The organism is Bartonella florencae, assembly GCF_000312525.1.
In the GTDB taxonomy this organism is placed as follows: domain Bacteria; phylum Pseudomonadota; class Alphaproteobacteria; order Rhizobiales; family Rhizobiaceae; genus Bartonella; species Bartonella florencae.
Genome location: NZ_HE997452.1, coordinates 142,366 through 163,594, shown reverse-complemented (window position 1 = coordinate 163,594; position 21,229 = coordinate 142,366). Strand labels below are relative to the sequence as shown.

19 protein-coding genes are annotated in these 21,229 nt (G+C 39.0%); 12 read left to right on the top strand and 7 right to left on the bottom strand.

Annotated elements, in window-relative coordinates; translation table 11 throughout:
- Nucleotides 1–1,200, bottom strand: coding sequence for an aspartate aminotransferase family protein (locus BN202_RS03545; RefSeq protein WP_019219157.1), 1,200 nt, complete (start codon nucleotides 1,198–1,200; stop codon nucleotides 1–3).
- A gap of 476 nt (nucleotides 1,201–1,676) precedes the next feature.
- On the opposite strand from BN202_RS03545, the gene BN202_RS03540 reads away from it, so the two are divergent.
- Nucleotides 1,677–2,207, top strand: coding sequence for a GcrA family cell cycle regulator (locus BN202_RS03540; protein ID WP_019219155.1), 531 nt, complete (start codon nucleotides 1,677–1,679; stop codon nucleotides 2,205–2,207).
- Nucleotides 2,208–2,703: 496 nt separating this feature from the next.
- Here BN202_RS03540 and BN202_RS03535 read toward each other — a convergent pair whose 3' ends face one another.
- The 5 genes from BN202_RS03535 to ccmA are packed head-to-tail and all read right to left on the bottom strand — an operon-like array spanning nucleotide 2,704 to nucleotide 5,623.
- On the bottom strand, nucleotides 2,704–3,222 hold the full coding sequence (locus tag BN202_RS03535) for a DsbE family thiol:disulfide interchange protein (protein WP_083859154.1): 519 nt from the start codon (nucleotides 3,220–3,222) through the stop codon (nucleotides 2,704–2,706).
- A gap of 45 nt (nucleotides 3,223–3,267) precedes the next feature.
- Nucleotides 3,268–3,519, bottom strand: a complete 252-nt coding sequence (locus BN202_RS10250) for a heme exporter protein CcmD (protein WP_019219153.1) — start codon at nucleotides 3,517–3,519, stop codon at nucleotides 3,268–3,270.
- Between the two features lie 11 nt (nucleotides 3,520–3,530).
- Nucleotides 3,531–4,286, bottom strand: a complete 756-nt coding sequence (locus BN202_RS03525; protein WP_083859158.1) for a heme ABC transporter permease — start codon at nucleotides 4,284–4,286, stop codon at nucleotides 3,531–3,533.
- Between the two features lie 43 nt (nucleotides 4,287–4,329).
- On the bottom strand, nucleotides 4,330–4,998 hold the full coding sequence (gene ccmB / locus BN202_RS03520; RefSeq protein WP_019219151.1) for a heme exporter protein CcmB: 669 nt from the start codon (nucleotides 4,996–4,998) through the stop codon (nucleotides 4,330–4,332).
- Nucleotides 4,976–5,623, bottom strand: coding sequence for a heme ABC exporter ATP-binding protein CcmA (gene ccmA / locus BN202_RS03515; RefSeq protein WP_034987203.1), 648 nt, complete (start codon nucleotides 5,621–5,623; stop codon nucleotides 4,976–4,978). Before ccmA ends, ccmB begins: the two co-directional genes overlap by 23 nt.
- Nucleotides 5,624–5,919: 296 nt before the next feature.
- Here ccmA and acnA point away from each other — a divergent pair, with 296 nt between their 5' ends.
- The 11 genes from acnA to gpsA all read left to right on the top strand — a co-directional run bounded on the left by acnA (nucleotide 5,920) and on the right by gpsA (nucleotide 20,079).
- A complete protein-coding gene (acnA, locus tag BN202_RS03510; protein ID WP_019219149.1) occupies nucleotides 5,920–8,607 on the top strand; it encodes an aconitate hydratase AcnA in 2,688 nt (895 codons plus the stop codon).
- A 218-nt stretch (nucleotides 8,608–8,825) separates the two neighbouring features.
- On the top strand, nucleotides 8,826–9,092 hold the full coding sequence (gene rpsT / locus BN202_RS03505) for a 30S ribosomal protein S20 (RefSeq protein WP_019219148.1): 267 nt from the start codon (nucleotides 8,826–8,828) through the stop codon (nucleotides 9,090–9,092).
- Between the two features lie 701 nt (nucleotides 9,093–9,793).
- Entirely contained in the window at nucleotides 9,794–11,365 is a 1,572-nt protein-coding gene (gene dnaA, locus BN202_RS03495; RefSeq protein WP_034987199.1) for a chromosomal replication initiator protein DnaA, read from the top strand.
- Nucleotides 11,366–11,549: 184 nt separating this feature from the next.
- Nucleotides 11,550–12,671, top strand: a complete 1,122-nt coding sequence (gene dnaN / locus BN202_RS03490) for a DNA polymerase III subunit beta (protein WP_019219145.1) — start codon at nucleotides 11,550–11,552, stop codon at nucleotides 12,669–12,671.
- A gap of 20 nt (nucleotides 12,672–12,691) precedes the next feature.
- Nucleotides 12,692–13,825, top strand: a complete 1,134-nt coding sequence (gene recF, locus BN202_RS03485; RefSeq protein WP_019219144.1) for a DNA replication/repair protein RecF — start codon at nucleotides 12,692–12,694, stop codon at nucleotides 13,823–13,825.
- Between the two features lie 50 nt (nucleotides 13,826–13,875).
- On the top strand, nucleotides 13,876–14,340 hold the full coding sequence (aroQ, locus tag BN202_RS03480; RefSeq protein ID WP_019219143.1) for a type II 3-dehydroquinate dehydratase: 465 nt from the start codon (nucleotides 13,876–13,878) through the stop codon (nucleotides 14,338–14,340).
- 114 nt (nucleotides 14,341–14,454) lie between these two features.
- Nucleotides 14,455–15,426: a ubiquinol oxidase subunit II gene (gene cyoA, locus BN202_RS03475; protein ID WP_019219142.1), complete on the top strand. Its 972-nt coding sequence runs from the start codon at nucleotides 14,455–14,457 to the stop codon at nucleotides 15,424–15,426.
- A 73-nt stretch (nucleotides 15,427–15,499) separates the two neighbouring features.
- Nucleotides 15,500–17,518 (top strand): cytochrome o ubiquinol oxidase subunit I, encoded by a 2,019-nt coding sequence (gene cyoB / locus BN202_RS03470; RefSeq protein ID WP_019219141.1) that lies wholly within the window; start codon nucleotides 15,500–15,502, stop codon nucleotides 17,516–17,518.
- Complete coding sequence (locus BN202_RS03465) at nucleotides 17,515–18,180, top strand: cytochrome (ubi)quinol oxidase subunit III (RefSeq protein WP_019219140.1); 666 nt, start codon at nucleotides 17,515–17,517, stop codon at nucleotides 18,178–18,180. The genes cyoB and BN202_RS03465 overlap by 4 nt, the downstream gene beginning before the upstream one ends.
- On the top strand, nucleotides 18,180–18,716 hold the full coding sequence (gene cyoD / locus BN202_RS03460; protein ID WP_019219139.1) for a cytochrome o ubiquinol oxidase subunit IV: 537 nt from the start codon (nucleotides 18,180–18,182) through the stop codon (nucleotides 18,714–18,716). Before BN202_RS03465 ends, cyoD begins: the two co-directional genes overlap by 1 nt.
- A 340-nt stretch (nucleotides 18,717–19,056) precedes the next feature.
- Nucleotides 19,057–20,079: an NAD(P)H-dependent glycerol-3-phosphate dehydrogenase gene (gpsA, locus tag BN202_RS03455; protein WP_034987195.1), complete on the top strand. Its 1,023-nt coding sequence runs from the start codon at nucleotides 19,057–19,059 to the stop codon at nucleotides 20,077–20,079.
- Between the two features lie 292 nt (nucleotides 20,080–20,371).
- On the opposite strand, the gene fabI is transcribed toward gpsA, so the two are convergent.
- Nucleotides 20,372–21,190 carry an enoyl-ACP reductase FabI gene (gene fabI / locus BN202_RS03450; protein ID WP_019219137.1) on the bottom strand — a complete coding sequence of 273 codons (819 nt, stop codon included), beginning with the start codon at nucleotides 21,188–21,190 and terminating at the stop codon, nucleotides 20,372–20,374.
- Between the last annotated feature and the right edge of the window lie 39 nt (nucleotides 21,191–21,229).

Below are 21,229 nucleotides of genomic sequence, written 5' to 3'. Positions count from 1 at the left end.
TTACCTTTTTTTGTTTGTTTGCGAAAGATAAGCAATTGCTTTTTCGATACGATGCAAACTTTCATCTATTTCTTTTTCTTTAATGATAAGAGGAGGCAATAAACGCACTACATTATTGTTGGCACCAACACTTAAGACATATTCATTTTCTAGAGCATTGACGACAAGATTTGAAGGAATGACACATTGAATGCCCACCATAAGTCCCGCTCCGTGAATTGCACAGATAATATCAGGATATATATTGAGAATCTTTGAGAGTCCATTTTTTAGCTTATCGCCCATATACTGAACATGATGGAGAAATCCTGGTTCTAATATGATATCAAGAACACTGTTGCCTACCGCCATTCCAAGAAGATTTCCGCCAAAAGTTGATCCATGGGTTCCTGGTGTCATATTTTCTGCAATTTTCTCTGTTGCAAGACAAGCGCCCAATGGAAATCCACCTCCTAATCCTTTTGCAAGGGTAAGAATATCAGGTATGATATTACTCCATTCATAAGCAAAAAGCTTTCCTGTTCGTCCAATACCGGTTTGAACTTCATCAAAAATCAAGAGCAAGTTATGATCATCACATATTTTGCGCAAAAATCTTAAAAAATCATGAGAAACTGTTCGGATTCCTCCCTCACCTTGAATAGGCTCAATAAGAATGGCAGCAGTATTTTTATTGAGTACATTCTCTACGGCTCTTTCATCACAAAAGGGAACTTGAATAAATCCACCAGCCTTTGGTCCAAAACCTTCAAGATATTTTTCATGCCCAGTAGCGGCAAGCGTTGCAAGTGTACGCCCATGAAATGCGCCTTCAAAAGTAATAATTTCAACACGTGTTGGATGACCAGATGCATAATGGTAGTGGCGAGCAGTTTTGAATGCGCATTCCAATGCTTCAGCGCCAGAATTACAGAAGAAAACTTTATCAGCAAAGCTATTTTCACAAAGCCGTTTGGCAAAAGCTTCTTGTTCAGGTGATTGAAAAAGATTGGAAATATGCCAAAGTTTTTCAGCTTGTCTTTTGAGAGTATCAACCAACTTTGGATGTGCATACCCTAATGCATTTACAGCAATACCGGATGTCAAATCAAGATAATGTTTTCCTTTGTCGGAAATAAGCCAGACACCACTCCCTTGTTCAAAATATAAATTACGGCGAGCAAAACACTTATAAAGTGGGTATATAGCAGTAGTGCTCATCATTATTTCCTTATATTTAAACTTTACGATACAATAAACAAAACACTGCTGCAGATAAAGCAATCCTCTGTCTTTAGCTACAGTGCAATGGCTATTACACTATGGTCAATTATCGTATCCATATGAGAGATCATTACACCGATTGGTAAAAAGTCAATAAATGTTCTACAATAAGCATTTATAGGGAAGATTTTAAGCAAATATGATAGTTTGGTTTGTACTTTATTTGCAAGTTGGGGAAAACATTCTAAATAAGCTCTTCAAGAGGGAAAGACTCTTGTCAGAGAGTTGGTGCATATTGTAGTTTAAATCAGCAAGCAAGGTTGTGTTTAGATTTTTAAATTTCATAGGTTGAGTGAAGTTTTTGTGCTTGGGGTGGAGGATAGAATTTTTCATTCGGCTTATTGAAAAAGTTATTCAAACCTTTGAAGATGCAAAGGGGGCATCTCAATGGGGTGATAAAATGGAGTGCTGATATGGGTTGGACAGATGAACGCGTTGAACTTCTGAAGAAGTTCTGGAGTGAGGGCTTAAGTGCAAGTCAGATTGCAGCTCAGTTAGGTGGGGTCAGCAGGAATGCAGTAATCGGTAAAGTGCATCGGTTAAAGTTACCGGGGCGTGGTAAAACAGCACAAGGGGGGGCGCGTGCACAAAAGACATCTGCTGCTAGCCCATCATCTACGCGTATGCGTCGCACACCATCGACGGTATTGCCAACGAATTCTACATCTTGCAGTGTTGGAGTAACGGCTTTAAAGGTGGAGTTGGTAGCTGAGGATGTAAAAGAAACCAGTGTGCCTGAAAAACCAAATGTTGTTGTGCCTATATCACGCCATCTTAATCTTTTGCAATTGAGTGAGAATACATGCAGATGGCCCGTTGGAGATCCTTTATCATCAGATTTTCATTTTTGTGGTGCCGATTCCGGTGAAAATAGCCCTTATTGTACTTTTCATGCTAAAATAGCATTTCAGCCAATATCTGAAAGACGGCGGATAAGGGTGTAATGTTTGCAATGGTACCTCATATTGCTTTTCCTACCTAATCACGCATTATAATCTGCTACGAAAGAGGAATATACAAAAGTAGAACCTTTGGTGAATATAGAGTTTTTTCTATCAGAGGATACATCAAAGTATTATTTTTCGTATATTGCGTGTTTACATACTATCGAGGTGCAATTTTTTCTGTTTTCATTCATGCACTTTTAAAAAAATCTTTCTTTACTTTAAATCCTATCTGCCCATGGTAGTATAATAAGAGGTCTATTGTTTACTGCCATTTTTACCCTTATGAAGCTATAAACCAGTATCATTATCAACCGCAACTCTGCACTTAGTTTTGCGTAAGTGTTTTTATCCATAAGTTAGCCTTGTTTATAGAGTGCAAGGAAATAATTTTGATTGATACACCATCAACAGGTTTGTTATGAGGGATAACAATATTTGGGGTTCTCATTCAAGTTGAAAAGTAATGAATTATCTTTATCAATCAATGTATTGATTATTCTATTGTTATAGCTTTTTCAATTTTTGGCAAGATTTTTTTCTGATAAATTTGCCATGTTAAAGGGCCAACATGTTTAGCAATAATAATGCTTTCTTTATTCAAAAGAAAGGTTTCTGGTGGTCCATATACGCCCCAGTTAATAGCGGTGTGCCCTGAAGCATCAAAGCCAATAGCTTTAAAAGGGTTACCGAAATTGTTCAGAAAGCGTTGAGCGTTTTCTTTGCTATCTTTATAATTAATGCCAATAAGATCAAAACGGTGGTCTTGTGTAATTTTCATCAGAAGTGAATGCTCTTGACGACACGGTAAGCACCAAGAACCCCAAAAATTGACTAATGTGACGCGTCCTTTAAATTGTTCTGACTGGAGAAGATATTTTTCACGATCAAGGAGGGGAAGATTTATTTGAGGGGCAGGTTTTTCAGGGAATGTGTTTGCTAATAGAGAATTATTATTGGAGTATTTGTTCGTCGTAAAGTAAAAGAAAAGCAGAGTGAGAAGAAGAAAAAACACAAATGGCCCAGAAAGACAAAGAAAGGGATATAAAAATGTATTTTTTTAAATTTTGGAAGAGTGTTTTTCATTATGTTTTTCTTTCCAAAAAAGCTCTTTTTTATTCAACTGTTGTAGGATTTTTTTTTGATATAGGGCTTTGCAAAGGATATGTGCAATAAGACCTAAAAGGGTAATTGCGGAAAGCATATAGCTCAAAACAACAATTTGCTCGTGGAGAAGTGTACCAAGGAACCGATCAATTTGCTGAGAGATATTTCCTAAAAATCTGCTGTGAATGCTATTGCGCTCGAGCATGGTGAAGATTCCTAATGTTGCACACGACGGGTTTTTTTTATCTGAAGTATTTGGATATGACGGCTATTGATCTCGTTGCGCATAGCCATCAAATAGAGCCAAACAAACATAAAACTAAAACAAAATATCATTGTTATGAGAGGCCATAACATGGTGTGCTCGATTGTTGGTCCTCCTGAACGTAAAAGCGATGCGGATTGATGGAGTGTATTCCACCAATTAACTGAAAATTTTATAATAGGTATATTTACCAGTCCAACGAGTGTGAGAATTGCTGTGGCACGTGCAGCTTTTGCTTGATTATGAAAAGCACGAGCAAGCATAATAATGGCAAGGTAGATAAAGAACAGAATCAAAACCGATGTTAACCGTGCATCCCATACCCACCATGTTCCCCATGTGGGGCGTCCCCAAAGGGCACCTGTTACCAGTGCCAAGGCTGTGAAAATTGCTCCAATGGGAGCACCACATTTCAGTGCTATATCAGCAAGATGATACCTTCCGATCAGACTTCCTAAAGCAGCAGCACTTATGATGATATAACAAAATGTAGAGAGCCATGCAAAGGGAACATGAATATACATAATCTTAACAGTAATGCCTTGCTGATAGTCATCAGGAGAATGAATAATTAGAATAAATCCTAAGATCAGAAGGCACAATATTATACCAGTTAACCAAGGCAAAACGACACTGCTTATTTTCATAAAACAGGTTACACTTTTCGGGAGTAATTTTATTTTATATGTGCGAGATATTTCGTTCATAAGATTTATAATAGGCAGAGTTTTGCTGTGCGGCAATCATCTTTTACTCTTCTGATAAAAGCTTGAGTGTTCTAGCAGCAACAAAAGAGCTAAAAAGGCTTAAAAGCAGAGAAAAAGCGATGAGGAAAATTAGGGGAGTGAGAGAAGAGATATCTGGATTTTGGGGAGCTGTAGCAGCTGAAACGCCAAAAATCATGATGGGAATAATCCAAGGTAAGATAATGATAAAAATGAGGAGAGTACTGTTTGACAATGACGTTGCAAGGGCAGCTCCTATAGCACCAATAAAAATAATAGCAGGTGTTCCACATAGAAGGGTGAGTATTGTTATAAAAATTGTCATTGCATCTAAATAGAGCATGAATGCTAAAATCGGAGTAGCTGCAATAAGGGGGAGCATGGTTGCTACCCAATGAGCCAAGCATTTGGTCAATATAATCAGCATAAAACTTTGCCTTTGTCCAGAAAGAATGAATTGATCAAGATTTCCATCATCATAATCAGCTTGAAAAAGCTTATTAAGATTAAGCAGCCCTGCGAGAAGAGCTCCAAACCATAATATTCCAGGACCTATTTGTGCAAGGACTTTAGGATTTGGTCCAATGGCGAATGGGGTTATCATAATAACAGCGATGAAAAATAATAGCCCTGTTAATGAAGAAGCTTGTGGAGCTAAAGTTAATTTAAGGTCACGCCAAAACAGTGCTTTCATTATTTTCTCTCTTGTGAGGAGGTAAGAATTTTTCCAGAGCAATTTTATGGTTTTCTGGAATACCGAGGGAATTATGGGTTGCAGCAATAATCATACCGCCTTGGTTTAGATGGCGCTGAAAAATATAAGAAAGAAGAGTTTGAGCATGGCTATCGATTCCTGATAGTGGTTCATCTAAAATCCAAATAGGACGATAAGAAAGTAAAAGGCGAGCAAGGGCTACACGTCTTTTTTGTCCGGTTGAGAGAACATTAAAGGGTAAGTGCTCAAAATCAGAAAGACCAATATCTGCAAGGGCTTCACGGGGATGGTATAGATGTTGTCCATAAAATGCTGACCAAAATTGTAGATTATCGATGACAGATAAGAAAGGTTTCATAGCGTTTTGGGGACCAAGATAATGGCATGCAGTTGCTACAGGGTATGTTTGTTCTTGATCTTTAAGTATAATATTCCCTTCAGTAGCTTTAAGAAGCCCAACAATGATTCGCAGTAATGTAGATTTTCCGATTCCATTTGGCCCCATGATTGTCATAAGTTGCTGCGGGAACAAACAAAAAGAAAAGCCTTGAAACAGAATTTCTTCGTTTCTGTGTGCTGCTAAATCTGTGCCCGATAACACCATACGTTTGTCCATTTTGCTTTTATTTCTGTAATTTATTACATTATAAATAAAAAAACATGTTTTTTATGTAATTGTACCTAGAATAGTTCTAGAAATAGTTCTATAAGGCATCTATTACATCAAGATCTGGTGGAGAACAGTTTTTGGCGCCGATTTCCGAATTTACCGATGAAAAGGTGGAGGAGGAAATGGATGGCGGATGTGATTTCGTCTGCACTCAAGCTACGACCTTGACTCGTAGTTTGTGTTGTTCATTCCAGGGAATTGGATGGTTTGTAGTATGAGGGTGGACAGTCATGACTCAAATTGATAGCTTTAATTGTCGAAGAACTTTAAATATTTGTGACAAGAAATATACTTATTATAGCTTGATCGAAGCGGAGAAGAATGGACTCAATGGCGTTTCTCATCTGCCGTTTTCGATGAAAGTGATTCTGGAGAATTTATTACGCTTTGAAGATGGTCGCACGGTTAAAAAAGAGGACATCTTAAACGTTGCTAAGTGGCTAAATGACAAAGGCAGCGCAGGCGCAGAAATCGCCTACCGTCCTGCACGCGTCCTTATGCAAGACTTCACAGGAGTTCCTGCGGTGGTTGATCTTTCTGCAATGCGCGACGCTATGGTTAAACTTGGAGGAAGTGCTGAAAAAATCAATCCTCTCATTCCCGTTGATCTTGTTATCGACCATTCAATTATTGTTGATGATTTTGGCAATCCTATGGCTTTCAAGGAAAATGTTGAGCGTGAATATGAACGCAATGGTGAGCGCTATCGTTTTTTAAAATGGGGGCAGCAAGCGTTTCAGAATTTTCGTGTTGTGCCTCCAGGAACAGGGATTTGTCACCAAGTTAATCTAGAATATTTAGCGCAATGTGTGTGGTTGAAAAATGAGGAGCAGCATCAGACAGTTTATCCTGATACCTGTGTGGGAACTGATTCACATACGACGATGGTGAATGGTTTGGGTGTTTTAGGTTGGGGCGTTGGTGGTATTGAAGCTGAAGCGGCAATGTTGGGGCAGCCCGTTTCTATGTTGTTGCCTGAAGTGATTGGTTTCCGTCTAACAGGTAAACTTAAAGAAGGTGTAACGGCTACTGATTTAGTATTAACGGTAACACAAATTCTACGCAAGAAGGGTGTTGTTGGTAAATTTGTTGAGTTTTTTGGTCCTGGTCTGGAACATATGACACTTGCTGATCGAGCAACGATTGCGAATATGGCTCCCGAATATGGAGCAACCTGTGGTTTTTTCCCAATTGATAAGGAAACCGTACGTTATCTTCATATGACAGGGCGTGATGAAAATCGGATAGCGTTAGTGGAAGCTTATTCTAGAGCACAAGGGATGTGGCATGATGAAGCTGTAATCAATCCGGTCTTTAGTGATACAATAGAATTAGATATGGGAAGCGTTGTGCCTTCTATGGCTGGTCCTAAACGTCCTGAAGGGCGTATTGCATTGGAAAGTGTTGGTCAAGGTTTTGATAAGGCTCTGATTGAGGATTATAAGAAAACTTCAGGGCAAGATGAGCGTTATCAAGTTGAAGATAAAGAATATGCACTTGGTCACGGCGATGTGGTGATTGCTGCAATTACCTCTTGTACAAATACCTCAAATCCAAGCGTTCTGATTGCTGCAGGTCTTTTGGCGCGTAATGCTGTGGTGAAAGGTCTCAAGAGTAAACCATGGGTTAAGACTTCTCTTGCGCCTGGCTCACAGGTTGTTGAAGCCTACCTTCGCAATTCAGGTCTGCAAAGGGATTTGGATGCACTTGGATTTAATTTAGTGGGATTTGGATGCACGACATGTATTGGGAATTCTGGTCCTTTACATCCAGCTATTTCCAAAACAATTAATAATAATGGTTTAATTGCGGCTGCGGTTCTTTCTGGGAATCGTAATTTTGAAGGGCGTGTTTCACCTGATGTGCAAGCAAATTATTTAGCTTCACCACCGTTGGTTGTTGCACATGCGTTAGCAGGAACGGTGCGTAAAGATTTAACGAAGGAGCCCCTTGGAGAAGGTTCAGATGGTCAACCAGTCTATTTGAGAGACATTTGGCCTACCTCTCAAGAAATACAGATGTTTATCGAAAAGAATGTGACGCGTAAGATTTTTGCCGAAAAATATGCTGATGTGTTTAAGGGAGACGAAAATTGGCAAAAAGTTCAGGTTCCAACGGGTGCAACCTATTCTTGGGATGAGCAATCGACATATGTGCGTAATCCACCATATTTTGAGGATATGCGGAAAATTCCTGATATCTTACCAGATATTAAGGATGCACGGATTTTAGGTTTGTTTGGTGATAAAATCACGACGGATCATATTTCTCCTGCTGGTTCTATTAAGATTGATTCTCCTGCTGGTAAATATTTGACAGATCATGGGGTTAAAGTGGTCGATTTTAACCAGTATGGAACGCGTCGTGGGAATCATGAAGTAATGATGCGTGGAACTTTTGCCAATATTCGTATTCGTAACTTCATGTTAGGAGAAAATGGTCGTGAAGGAGGCTATACGGTTCATTATCCATCAGGAATAGAACAAGCGATTTATGACGCAGCCATGACATATAAACGGGAAGAGATTCCACTGGTTATTTTTGCTGGTATTGAATACGGCAATGGATCCTCTCGTGATTGGGCGGCTAAGGGCACCAACCTTCTTGGTGTAAAAGCAGTAATTGCTCAGTCTTTTGAGCGGATTCATCGCTCTAATCTTGTTGGGATGGGAATTGTTCCTTTTGTGTTTGAAGAGGGGACGAGCTGGAGATCTTTGGGCTTAAAGGGGGATGAAAAGGTAACAATTGAAGGGATTCATAACTTGAGACCCCGTCAAAAGACTTTTGCCACAATCACTTTTTCTGATGGAGTAGTAAAAACTGTTCCATTATTGTGCCGTGTTGATACTGAAGATGAGTTGGATTATTTGCATCACGGTGGAATTTTGCAATATGTTTTGCGTAATCTGGCAGTTTGAATCGCGTTTATGCGTTTAGGAGTCTCTTTAAAAGATTGAAGTGTTAGGTTTCATTTTTTATGCTTACCTTTGAAAATTCGATTGACGTCGGCTTAAGGATTGCGTTATAGAACAACCAGTTATTAGCAACTTTATAGTATTGCTTGAATTGGATTTATTTGGATTGGTAGTATCATTGGTACTCACTCTATCCAATGCGTTGAAAGAGAGATATATTTATGGCGAATACACCTTCCGCTCGTAAAGCGGTGCGCAAAGTTGCGGCACGCACGCAGGTTAACAGGGCCCGTCGTTCACGCGTTCGTACTTTTATGCGTAAATTTGATGATGCTTTGGCTGGTGGCGATAAGGCGTCTGCAGAAATAGCGTTTAAGAGTTTTGAACCTGAAATTATGCGTGCGGTTTCTAAAGGGGTTTTTCATAAAAATGCTGCTGCGCGAAAGGTATCGCGTTTAGCAAAGCGTTTGAAATCGCTTAGCGTTTAATTTTTTCTATTATTATGAAAAATGACACCAGCATCCACGGGTGCTGGTTTTTTTATTTTCCCAAAATATTCTACTTTATAAAGTAGGGGAATCAGTAGCGATTCTCTCCATGAAAAAGAGAAGAAGGTTTATAGAGTTTGTATGGTTATCCACAAGCTTTGTGGATTTTTACAGAGTCTTTTTTGTCAAGCATATTTATTTTTTTTTTAAATCCGAAAGAATTCTTTAATTATTGGTAAAATTAGAGAAAAAAATGAATTGAATCAATTATTTTTCTCATTTCTCGTTTATGCAAGTTGGTTTATAGGCATTTTTGATTTTATTTTGACCTCTTGCATTTTACCTCTGCTGTTTTGTATGGTTCTTACAGAAACTAAAAGAGGACAGGGTTTATATCAGTTTGTTATCCTGTATCACGCTTGAGTGGAAGATGCTTTGGCTTAGGCTGTTATGGGCTCTCATGTTGGATAGATTTTCTAACGTTTTTTTAGTTTTTTTCGTTGGTATGTTGGTCATTTTTAAAGAATGGCGCGTATCGCGAATACAAGTGAATCTTATTGGTCATCTTTGTTGGTGGGGTTGTAATGAGACTATCCTAGGGGAGGATAAGTAATCTTGTTTGGGGTAGGGTGTTTTGCCTTTGCTAAGTTGGTTTTTAGTTGTTTTGGCATAACGGATTTTTGTTTTTATCAGGATGAAAGATGGTGGATAAATTGAACTCTAAAGCTAGTTCCTTTAAAAGGGTTTCGGTGAATATCCTGTCGGCAGAAAAAATTATAAAGATGACGGATAGTGGTGGAGCAGTAAATACAAATGCTAATGCTTCTGGAGAATTTCCTATTATTTCGGAGGAGGAAGGTGCGGCAGCTTTCGCGCGTGTGATGGCACAATTAAAGGTACAGGTTGGTATTGAGGCTTATACCAGTTGGTTTGGTCGCGTGAAACTTGCTGAATATAGCCGTAATTTAGTGAAACTCTCTGTTCCTACAGCCTTTTTACGCTCATGGATTAATAATCACTACGGTTCTCTTTTGACAAATTTATGGAAACAAGAAAATTCAGCAATTCTTCGCGTTGAAGTTGTTGTTCGGGGTATGAAGCGTGTTTCTGGCGGGGTGGTTTGTAAAACAAGTGCAGCTCCTGTTGTTGTGGAGGAGCAAGCAACTGCATCCTTTGTTGAGAGTTATACAGAGAAAGCTATCAAGAGTGTTCAAACAGGTGTTTTTGGTTCACCGCTTGATTCTCGCTATAGTTTTGAAAATTTTGTGGAGGGTGCTTCTAATCGTGTTGCTTTAGCAGCTGCCCGTTCGATTGCAGAAGGGCATAAAAGTGCTTTAAGATTTAATCCTCTTTTTATTCATGCATCTGTTGGTTTGGGAAAAACACATTTGCTTCAAGCTATTGCGGCTACAGCACTAAAGCGTTTGACATCTGCGCGAGTTATTTATCTCACTGCTGAATATTTTATGTGGCGTTTTGCAACGGCTATTCGTGATAATGATGCTCTTTCTTTTAAAGAACAGCTTCGTGATATTGATCTTCTCATTATTGATGATATGCAATTTTTGCAAGGGAAGTCGATTCAGCATGAATTTTGTCATTTACTGAATATGTTGCTTGATAGTGCCAAACAAGTTGTTGTTGCGGCGGATCGTCCGCCAGCAGAATTAGAATCACTTGATCTTCGGGTTCGGTCGCGTCTTCAAGGAGGAGTTGCTCTTGAAATTGAAGCACCAGATTATGAAATGCGTTTGAAAATGCTACAGCAGCGATTGAAGGTTGCACAACAAGACGATAGCATGCTTTCAATTTCTGATGATATTCTGGAGTATATTGCTAGAACAGTTTTAGGGTCAGGACGCGATATTGAAGGAGCATTTAATCAACTCTTGTTCCGCCAATCATTTGAATCGGATTTATCTTTAGAGCGGATTGATGAGTTGTTAGGTCATTTGACGCGTTCTGGCGAGCCTAAGCGCATTCGGATCGAGGAAATTCAGCGCACGGTTGCGCGCCATTATAATGTTTCTAAACAGGATTTGTTGTCTAATCGTCGAACCCGTACAGTTGTAAAGCCACGGCAAGTTGCTATGTATTTAGCAAAAATGTTAACGCCTCGCTCACTACCAGAGATTGGACGTCGTTTTGGTGGTCGTGATCATACGACAGTTTTACACGCTGTTCGTAAAATTGAAGATTTAATTTGTGGCGATCAGACGTTGGCCAAAGAGCTTGAGTTGTTGAAGCGGTTGATTGGCGAACAGGCTGCATAATATTTACAATCTTTCCTTTATCTTGAGAAAGATATTGTAGGAGAAGAGATAAGATGGCTACTTTTTATAGGGAGTCACTTGCCATTTTAAAACAGGTTAAATAAAATCCGACAGATGATTCTTAAGGGGATAGGTTATTTCTAGGGAATTTCTATAGTTTTTTGTAAATTGTAACGGAGATTTTATGCGTATTATCGTTGATCGCAGTCAATTTCTTAAATCTCTTGGTCGTGTTCACCGTGTTGTGGAGCGTCGAAATGCCGTTCCTATTTTATCTAATGTGTTGATTGATGCAGAAAATGGCAATGTGAAATTAAAAGCAACGGATCTTGATTTAGAGGTTACGGAATCTTTTACAGTCAATGTTGAACAAGCGGGGGCAATAACTGTTCCGGCATATTTGTTGTACGATATAGTTCGAAAACTTCCTGATGGCAGTGAGATTGTCTTATCCGTTGATGAGAATCAAGCAAGCACTATGTCTGTTGTTTCGGGTTGTGCACATTTTCAGCTTCAATGTCTTCCGAAAATAGATTTTCCAGAGTCTCTTCCTGGTCAATTTGGTTGCCGTTTTTTTCTCTCCGCATCAGGGTTAAAGCATTTACTTGATTGTACGCAATTTGCCATTTCTACTGAGGAAACGCGTTATTATCTTAATGGTATTTATTTTCATGTTATTAATGATGGTGTTTTGAAACTGCGTTTGGTTGCGACTGATGGTCATCGTCTAGCACAAGTTGATATGGATGCTCCTGCAGGTATTGGTGATATGCCAGGTGTTATTATTCCTCGTAAGGCTGTAGGAGAGTTACAAAAGCTTCTTTCAGAAGAAATTAATGGTGATGTATGTGTAGAACTCTCAGAGACAAAGATTCGTTTCTCTGTAGGTTCAGTGGTTTTTACATCAAAATTAATTGATGGAACATTTCCAGATTATCAACGTGTTATTCCTCTTGGAAATAATAAAAAGCTGATTGTCAACAGACAGGATTTTTCTTCTGCTGTTGACCGTGTTTCAACAATTTCGAGTGACCGTGGGCGTGCAGTAAAGTTAACGATTGAGCATGGGCAATTGAAGCTTGTCGTTAATAATCCTGATTCGGGTAGTGCAGAAGATCAATTAGCAGCAACTTATACCTCTGATCCACTTGAGATAGGGTTTAATTCACGTTATCTTTTGGATATTGCTGGGCAACTTTCGAGTGATGAGATGGTTTTTATGTTGGCAGAAGCTGGAGCACCAGCTCTCATTCGTGATAATAATGATGCGAATGCACTTTATGTGCTGATGCCCATTCGCGTTTAGGGGCAATTATTTTGCAATGCATGGCTGGTCATGTGCACAAAGTGGCAGTGAGACAGCTGAGGCTTTTGCGGTATCGCAATTATTCTTCCTTGAATATTCATTTTTCGGGTCAGCATGTTGTTTTTACTGGTCACAATGGTGCTGGTAAGACAAATCTTTTAGAGGCGTTATCTTTTCTTTCCCCAGGTCGTGGTTTACGGCGTGCAGCTTATTCTGATGTTAGTTTTGCAGATGGTAAAGGCGATGGATTTGTCGTCTTTGCTCGTCTTGAATGTGTTCTTTATGGTGAAGTAAATATTGGTACAACTTTAGAAATTGGTGATAACAGCCGCAAAATACATATTAATGGCGTGAATGAGACAGGGGATAGCTTAACAGATTATTGTCATATTAGTGTCCTAGCTCCTTCTATGGATGGGCTTTTTATAGACTCCTCGCTTGAGCGGCGCCGTTTTTTAGATCGTATGGTTTTAGCTATTGATCCTTTACATAGTCGCCGCATAGCAGATTATGATAAGGTTATGCGTGCACGCAATCGTTTATTTTTGGATGGAAATGAAGATTATGCTTGGTTTGATGCTTTAGAAAAACAAATGGCAGAGCTAGCGGCAGCTATTGCTGCGGCACGTATCGATGTGATTCGACTTTTAAATGATATGTTTGCACAAATGCCGTCTCAGAGAGTTTTCCCAAGGGCTTTTTTGCAAATTGATGGTTTTTTAGAAGAAGCTCTGAATAAACTATCAGCGGTTGAGGTTGAAGAACAATTTTTTCATCGGTTGCGGCATAACCGCACAATAGATCGTGCTGCTGGGCGGGCATTAGAAGGGCCGCATCGCACAGATTTGCAGGTTTTTTATGCTGATAAAAATATGGCTGCAACATCTTGCTCTACGGGTGAACAGAAGGCGCTGCTAACAGGTTTGGTTTTGTGTCATGCACGTTTAACAAGCATGATATCAGAGAGAACTCCCATTCTTCTTCTTGATGAAATAGCAGCACATCTTGATTCTCATCGGCGTACTGCTTTATTTGATATTCTTGATGATTTAGGGGGGCAAACATTTATGACAGGAACAGATCGCGTTTTATTTGATGCTTTAAAAGGACGGGCAGAGTTTTTTGAGATTAAAGATGGGACTTTATTGCAGTAAAAACTTACTAAATTTTTTATAAATGATTGATCAAGAAGAAGAGGCTTATTATGTCTACAATCATAACGATTTTAAATGGTCCTAATTTAAATTTTCTTGGGAAACGTGAGCCAGAAATTTACGGAACTGAAACTCTAGAAGATATTGAAAAATTTTGTAGGCAATGGGCAAAAAGAGCCGGTGTAACAGTACATTTTTATCAAAGTAATTATGAAGGACAATTGGTTGAGTGGATACAGGAATCAATTGGAGTAAGTGCGGGTTTGATTATCAATCCCGCTGCTTATAGTCACACATCTGTTGCAATTCTTGATGCTTTAAAAATGTTTACAGGGACAAAAGTAGAGATTCATTTGTCTCATATTTATCAGCGTGAAGCTTTTCGTCACCATTCTTATACGTCTGCTGGTGTGGATGCGGTTATTACCGGTTGTGGGGCGGATGGGTATTGGTTTGCGCTCGAATATATCGCTAAAAAGCTTAAATTTGGCACAGAGGGATCAAAACTTGTATAATATCGATAAGGGTGTTTGAATTTACTTGATAATTCTTTTTAAATAGGTAAGCATATCATTAAGATTTTGTCATTTTTTGATGACAACTTCTGATTATATTATGGGGCAGGTGAAATGAGAAACTTTGTTAAACAAATAAAGATGCTCGTAGTTTTAGGGGTAGTGTTACTTTTATCAGGTTGTAAGTGGGACGTTCTTCACCCGGCGGGGTATGTTGCGCGGCAACAGCTTATTTTGATTGTTATTTGTGTTGTTGTTATGCTTTGTGTTGTGATTCCCGTTATGGTGGGTGTGGTATTTTTGGCCATTAAATATCGTGCATCGAACACCACTGGAGAATATTTACCTGAATGGGGGCATTCAAATAAAATTGAAGCATTTATGTGGGGTATTCCAGTCGTTATCGTGTTGGTTTTAGGTACGTTAACAGCCTATTACACTTATAAACTTGAACCAGAAAATCCGCTTCCAGTGGAAATTGTTGGTGAAGGAAAGCCGCTGCAAGTAGATGTTGTGGCTCTTGATTGGAAATGGCTCTTTATTTATCCTGAATATGGTGTTGCATCCATCAATGAAATTTATGTGCCTGAAGGTCGTCAGGTTTTGTTGCAGTTGACATCAGAGAGTTCTGTTAATGCTTTTTGGGTACCACAAGTGGGCACAGTTCTTTACGCTATGCCGCAAATGAATTCTAAATTGCATTTAGTAGCTGATAAGCAAGGGGTATTCAAAGGGACTTCGGCAAATTACAGTGGTGATGGTTTCGCAGGGATGCGGTTTAAATGGCATTCTGTATCTTTGCAGGATTTTGATAATTGGATTACTAAAGCTCGGACTCATGGTCAAGTTCTTGATCGTGTATCTTATCGTCAGCTTTCTGTTGCGCCTCGTATGGGCGATATTGCTGCAAAAGAAAAGGATGCAGAGGTACGTTATTTTGCACCTGTTGAGAAGCGGCTTTACTACCGGATTGTTAACCGATGTGTTGATGAAAATACGGTGTGTAATGAAGACTTAATGAAGCGTGCTGCTGCTCAGACACTTTGGGGTGCACTTTGTTCAGTTTTTGATCCTGGTGCTATTTAAAGCATCAATTGAGAAAGAGACCTTTAAACATAAGGTCTCTTTGGAATGAAATTTATCTTATATGGGTTAAGAAATGTTTGGAAGACTTACAGATCCTACGGCTGGTGCTTTTCATGCACTGGCACATGAACCGATTGTTTTGTACACATGTATTGCGATTGGGGTGGTTGGTTTAATTGCTGTTCTTGCTTTGACATTGCTTCGATGGTGGGGAGTTTTATGGCGAAATTGGATTACAACAGTTGACCATAAACGTATTGGCATTATGTACATCGTGCTTGGTATTATTATGCTTGTTCGCGGTTTCGCGGATGCAATTATGATGCGAACGCATCAAGCTTTGGCTCTTGGAAGTGAAACAGCGGGTTATTTGCCTCCTGAGCATTTTGATCAGATTTTTTCGGCCCATGGTACAATTATGATTTTCTTCATGGCGACACCGATTTTATTTGGTCTTTTCAATTATCTTATACCACTTCAAATTGGTGCTCGTGATGTTGCTTTTCCTTTTGCGAATAATTTAGGTTTTTGGATTACAGCAGCAGGAGCGATATTGATTAACATATCATTAGGTATTGGAAATTTTGGTCGAGGTGGCTGGTTGATGTATCCACCTTTCGCAGAGTTGCAAAACAGTCCAGATACAGGGGTGGATTATTATTTGTGGTCACTTCAACTTTCTGGTATTGCAACGACGATGGGAGCGATCAATTTTGTTGCAACCATTATTAAAATGCGTGCTCCTGGGATGACAATGATGAAAATGCCCGTCTTTTGTTGGAGCGCTTTCGTTAGCAATATCCTTATTTTAGTTATTTATCCTGTCCTAACTGTCGCATTTGCACTTTTAGCATGTGACCGTTATTTGGGTATGAATTTTTTCACCAATGTTGGTGGCGGAAATCCGATGGTATGGATTAACTATGTTTGGATTTTTGGTCATCCTGAAGTTTATGTTTTGGTTGTTCCTGCTTTTGGGATTGTTTCTGAGGTTGTCTCAACTTTTTCTTCAAAGCGCCTCTTTGGTTATACTTCAATGGTATGGGCCATGTTGGTTATTTTGATTCTTTCACTTCTTGTTTGGGGGCATCATTTCTTTACGATGGGTGGAGGTGAGGCTGTAAATACCTTCTTTGGTATTGCCACGATGATTATCGCCGTTCCCACGGGTGTAAAAGTTTTTAATTGGTTGCTAACCATGTATAAAGGAAAGATACGCTTTGAGCCTCCAATGCTTTGGTGCATGGGAATGATCTTTACGTTTGTTGGTGGTGGATTAACGGGTGTTCTCTTATCTATTGTGCCTGCTGATTGGCAGTTTCATAATTCGCTCTTTTTAGTAGCGCATTTCCACCATACAATTATTGGGGGTGTAGTGTTTTCTTATTTAGCTGGGCTTGCTTTTTGGTTTCCGAAGGTTTTCGGTTATAAACCGAATCGAGCACTTGGTATTGCATCTTTTTGGTGTTGGTTCATTGGTTTTTACCTTGCTTTTTTTCCAGTTTATGCGCTTGGGCTAATGGGTGCAACACGTCGTCTTCAACATTATATGGAACCTAGTTGGCAACCAATGTTTATGATTGCTGCACTGGGGGCCGTTATTATCTTGCTTGGTATTCTTTGTTTTGTGCTGCAAGTTGTTTTGGCGATTTGGTATGGTATCAAACATAAGGGACGCTTACCAATAACATTAAATGATTCTTGGGGTGATGCACGGACTCTTGAATGGTCTACTTCTTCACCTCCTCCTTCTTACAATTTTGCGATAATTCCGAGAGTAGAAACTGATGATGCTTATTGGAATATGAAGAAAAGTGGTTATCAACGTCCTACAAGTGGATTTACGAAAATTCATATGCCATCGAATACATCGGCTGGAGTTATTGCGGGACTTTTCTCATTAGTTGTTGGTTTTGCGCTTGTTTGGCATATTTGGTGGCTTGTTGCGATCGGGCTGGTTGGTTTTATTGCAACACTTTTGTGTCATTCATTAACAGGTGATCATCATGGTTATTATATTCCAGCTGAAGAAGTACAAAAAACTGAAGATGCCTTTACAGCCGTTCTTAAAGAGCAAGGAGTAACAGTATGAGTGCAGTGACAATGAATAATGCTCACATTGATGAGCACCATCATGACAATAGTTCTGTTATGACGTTTGGATTTTGGGTCTATATTCTTTCGGATTTGATTCTCTTTTCAACACTTTTTTCAGCCTTTACTGTTTTTTCTGCTTCTTATGGTGGAGGAAAAGCAGGCAGTGAATTTATTGATTTAAAATTTGTTTTGGTTGAGACTGCCATTTTATTGATATCATCGATTACTTATGGGTTTGTTATGGTACAAGCGCATAAAGGTAATCTCAGTGGTGTACGTTTATGGATGGCCATTACCTTTGTACTTGGAGGCTGCTTTATTGGAATGGAAATTTATGAATTCCATGAGCTTTTAAGTGAGGTATTTTATTACGATCCTACTGCTTATGCTGGTATTGATCCTGCAACAGGTTTAAAATTTTTTGGAAAAGAAATTTTATCTGCTTATTGGTCAGCATTTTTTGCCTTGGTTGGCACCCATGGTCTTCATGTGAGTGTTGGTCTTCTCTGGATGGTGGTGATGTTTTTTCATCTACGTCGGAGTGGTTTAGATCGGGATAATAAAACGCGTCTAACATGCCTTTCAATTTTCTGGCATTTACTTGATATTGTGTGGGTTGGTGTTTTCACCATGGTTTATTTGTTAGGAGCATTGTAATGAGCGTGCATAATGAAACACATGGTCCCAGTACTGGTTCCTATTTAATTGGCTTTATTCTAGCTGTATTCTTCACTTTAGGTTCTTTTATTCCTGTGATGTATGGGATGATGGAAGGCTGGACAATTAGCACAAAGGTTGCATATCTTATTGGGATGGCAATTATTCAGATTATTGTGCAGATTGTTTTCTTTTTGCACTTAAGTTCTGGTCCAGATGCTAAATGGAATTTAAGCGCTTTGTGGTTTGCGGCCATTTGCGTTGTGATTATTATTGGAGGTACTTGGTGGGCTATTTCCCATTTGAATTATAATATGATGGGTGGTTCAGGGCGTATTGTTGAGCCGGAAAAAGTACAAGGAGATAGTTCTGTATCGACGGAAAAATTATCAGATACACAAAAACCAGTGGGAGATTTATTAAACACTCAGGTATCCAAGGAACAAGATCCAAATACACCATCTTCTATAGAGCAGGCACCAAGGGTAGAAATGCCCATGGAACAAGTACCGAATACGCAAACGCCTGTACAGTAAAATTATTAAGAATAAAAATATCCATAGAGCCAATGCCAAGTGCATTGGCTCTTTTTTTATGAGTATTCGTCACAAACAAGTTTATGGAATGTGAGGTAGTTGATAAATAAGGGGTAGGAAGTAACCATTTAAAGAGGATCATTTTGGATGTGTTTTTATATTGTAAACAGAAAGTTCATAGATAAATTTAGTGAAATCTTTACTGAAATTTGAGATAAAAAATGATTTTTATACAGTTCAAGACAGGGGAGCATGAGAATTTTGACAGGGTTTCATGTTGTGTTAGAATAAAATCATGAGAGATTAAAAGTAAAAATTTGGAGAATAATCAAAAAATTTGATGAAACCCGTTTCGATGACAATTATTGGTGCTGGTTCTTTTGGCACGGCATTAGCTGTCGCTCTTGCTCGTAACGATCACCGTGTTTTACTTTGGGGGCACAATCCTCAACATATCAGAGCATTACAAAAATATCGTTGCAATCAGAAATTTTTACCCGATATTCGCTTTCCTGAGAATTTATTCCCTGAGGCTTCGCTTGAAACTGCAATAGCGGCAAGCCATGATATATTAATCGCTGTACCAAGCCATGTGTTTCATCAGGTATTATACAATATCCAACCTTATTTGGATCAACATTCACGTATTATTTGGGCCACAAAAGGCTTGGAGCATGGGACAGGACGTATCTTACAAGAAGTTGCTCGCGAGATTTTAGGGAATAAAATCCCTTTAGCTGTTTTTTCTGGACCAACTTTTGCCAAGGAGCTTGCTATCGGTCTGCCTACTGCAATTACGGTGGCAGCTTCTGATGCTGAATTTAGTGAAGAGCTACAGCAACTTTTCCATTTTGATAAAAGTTTTAGAGTTTATAAAAATTCTGATATGATAGGTGTTCAATTAGGTGGGGCAGTCAAAAATGTTATTGCTATCGGTGCGGGAATATCAGATGGTATGGGGTTTGGGGCAAATGCTCGAATAGCACTTATCACGCGAGGATTAGCGGAAATCAGTCGTTTGGGTGTCGCTATGGGTGCTGAGCTTTCCACATTTATGGGTATGACAGGTTTAGGTGATTTGGTTTTGACATGTACTGATAATCAATCGCGCAATCGTCGTTTTGGTATGCTTCTTGGTCAAGGAATGAATACAAAAGAAGCAGAAAAACAGATTGGCCAAGTTGTTGAAGGTTACTTAAATACCGAAGAAGTGTATAGATTAGCACGGCGTATCAAGGTGGAAATGCCCATTACAGAACAAATTTATCAAGTCTTATTTTGCGATAAAAGTGTAGTTGATGCAGCCAATACATTATTGAGAAGAACACTCAAAGATGAGATGCATGATACAGTATGCTTTTAAATTTTTCAAAAAGATATGGCGATCATATATCATATAATAGAATAGCTCACAATATATGACGTAAACCATGAGACAAAGCACAAAATTTTAGCAAACTAGAAAGCGAGAGAAGAGCATTTTTTATGCAATATAACTTAAAAATAAAAAACTTGATCGCTATCTAATTCACATTTTAAAAAATAAACTATTTGCTCTCATGACAAATGTTATAGACAAAAAGAGCGCATCTAATATATTTTTAAAAGCTATGCAAATGGTTATTTTTACACTTTTTTAAAAGCATTATGGACAGTTATTCTCCCCGTATTTCCTCACTTTGTTTTAATTCTTCAAGTGTTGGCATAGACATAATATTATAACCTGAGTCAACATAATGAATTTCACCAGTAACACCTGATGATAAATCAGAGAGAAGGTAAAGAGCAGATTTACCAATTTCATGAATGTTTACGGTGCGGCGCAATGGAGCATTACGGCGTTGATACGAAAAAATCGCACGTGCAGATGCAATGCCATTACCCGCTAAAGTTCTTACAGGTCCAGCTGAAATTGCATTAACGCGAATATTCTGCGGACCAAAATCTGCTGCTAAATAACGTACCATAGCTTCTAAAGCAGCTTTAGCAACACCCATGATATTGTAATTAGGAACAACTTGTTGTGAAGCTCCATAGGTGAGTGTTAAAAGTGCGCCTCCATTCGGCATAAGTTTACCGGCACGCTGGGCAATTTCAGTAAAAGAATAAGCCGAAATAAGCATCGTACGTTTAAAATTCTCGCGTGTTGTAACATCAACGTAGCGCCCTTTTAATTGATTTTTATCTGAAAAACCAATGGCATGCACAACAAAATCAATTGTTTTCCATTCTTTTTCAAGATATTCAAAGACATGGTCGACACTTTCAATTTTTTCAACATCACATTCAAGCAACAATTTACAACCAAGCTGCTTTGCTAGAGGTTGAACCCGTTTTCCAAAAGCCTCTCCTTGATAGGTAAATGCTAATTCGGCTCCTGCTTGTGCTAGCTGGCATGCAATGCCCCATGCAATCGAATGGTCATTTGCAACCCCCATAATAAGGCCACGTTTGCCCTCCATCAAACCTTTCATATTATTCTCCGTAAGACCGTGCTTTTTTCAACCAGCTAA

Excerpts from the sequence above, each read along its gene's own strand:
- BN202_RS03545 (WP_019219157.1), bottom strand. The coding sequence starts at position 1,200 with ATGAGCACTACTGCTATATACCCACTTTATAAGTGTTTTGCTCGCCGT.
- BN202_RS03540 (WP_019219155.1), top strand. The coding sequence starts at position 1,677 with ATGGGTTGGACAGATGAACGCGTTGAACTTCTGAAGAAGTTCTGGAGT.
- BN202_RS10250 (WP_019219153.1), bottom strand. The coding sequence starts at position 3,519 with ATGCTCGAGCGCAATAGCATTCACAGCAGATTTTTAGGAAATATCTCT.
- BN202_RS03525 (WP_083859158.1), bottom strand. The coding sequence starts at position 4,286 with ATGAACGAAATATCTCGCACATATAAAATAAAATTACTCCCGAAAAGT.
- ccmB (WP_019219151.1), bottom strand. The coding sequence starts at position 4,998 with ATGAAAGCACTGTTTTGGCGTGACCTTAAATTAACTTTAGCTCCACAA.
- ccmA (WP_034987203.1), bottom strand. The coding sequence starts at position 5,623 with ATGGTGTTATCGGGCACAGATTTAGCAGCACACAGAAACGAAGAAATT.
- acnA (WP_019219149.1), top strand. The coding sequence starts at position 5,920 with ATGACTCAAATTGATAGCTTTAATTGTCGAAGAACTTTAAATATTTGT.
- rpsT (WP_019219148.1), top strand. The coding sequence starts at position 8,826 with ATGGCGAATACACCTTCCGCTCGTAAAGCGGTGCGCAAAGTTGCGGCA.
- dnaA (WP_034987199.1), top strand. The coding sequence starts at position 9,794 with ATGGTGGATAAATTGAACTCTAAAGCTAGTTCCTTTAAAAGGGTTTCG.
- dnaN (WP_019219145.1), top strand. The coding sequence starts at position 11,550 with ATGCGTATTATCGTTGATCGCAGTCAATTTCTTAAATCTCTTGGTCGT.
- recF (WP_019219144.1), top strand. The coding sequence starts at position 12,692 with ATGGCTGGTCATGTGCACAAAGTGGCAGTGAGACAGCTGAGGCTTTTG.
- aroQ (WP_019219143.1), top strand. The coding sequence starts at position 13,876 with ATGTCTACAATCATAACGATTTTAAATGGTCCTAATTTAAATTTTCTT.
- cyoA (WP_019219142.1), top strand. The coding sequence starts at position 14,455 with ATGAGAAACTTTGTTAAACAAATAAAGATGCTCGTAGTTTTAGGGGTA.
- cyoB (WP_019219141.1), top strand. The coding sequence starts at position 15,500 with ATGTTTGGAAGACTTACAGATCCTACGGCTGGTGCTTTTCATGCACTG.
- BN202_RS03465 (WP_019219140.1), top strand. The coding sequence starts at position 17,515 with ATGAGTGCAGTGACAATGAATAATGCTCACATTGATGAGCACCATCAT.
- cyoD (WP_019219139.1), top strand. The coding sequence starts at position 18,180 with ATGAGCGTGCATAATGAAACACATGGTCCCAGTACTGGTTCCTATTTA.
- gpsA (WP_034987195.1), top strand. The coding sequence starts at position 19,057 with ATGAAACCCGTTTCGATGACAATTATTGGTGCTGGTTCTTTTGGCACG.
- fabI (WP_019219137.1), bottom strand. The coding sequence starts at position 21,190 with ATGAAAGGTTTGATGGAGGGCAAACGTGGCCTTATTATGGGGGTTGCA.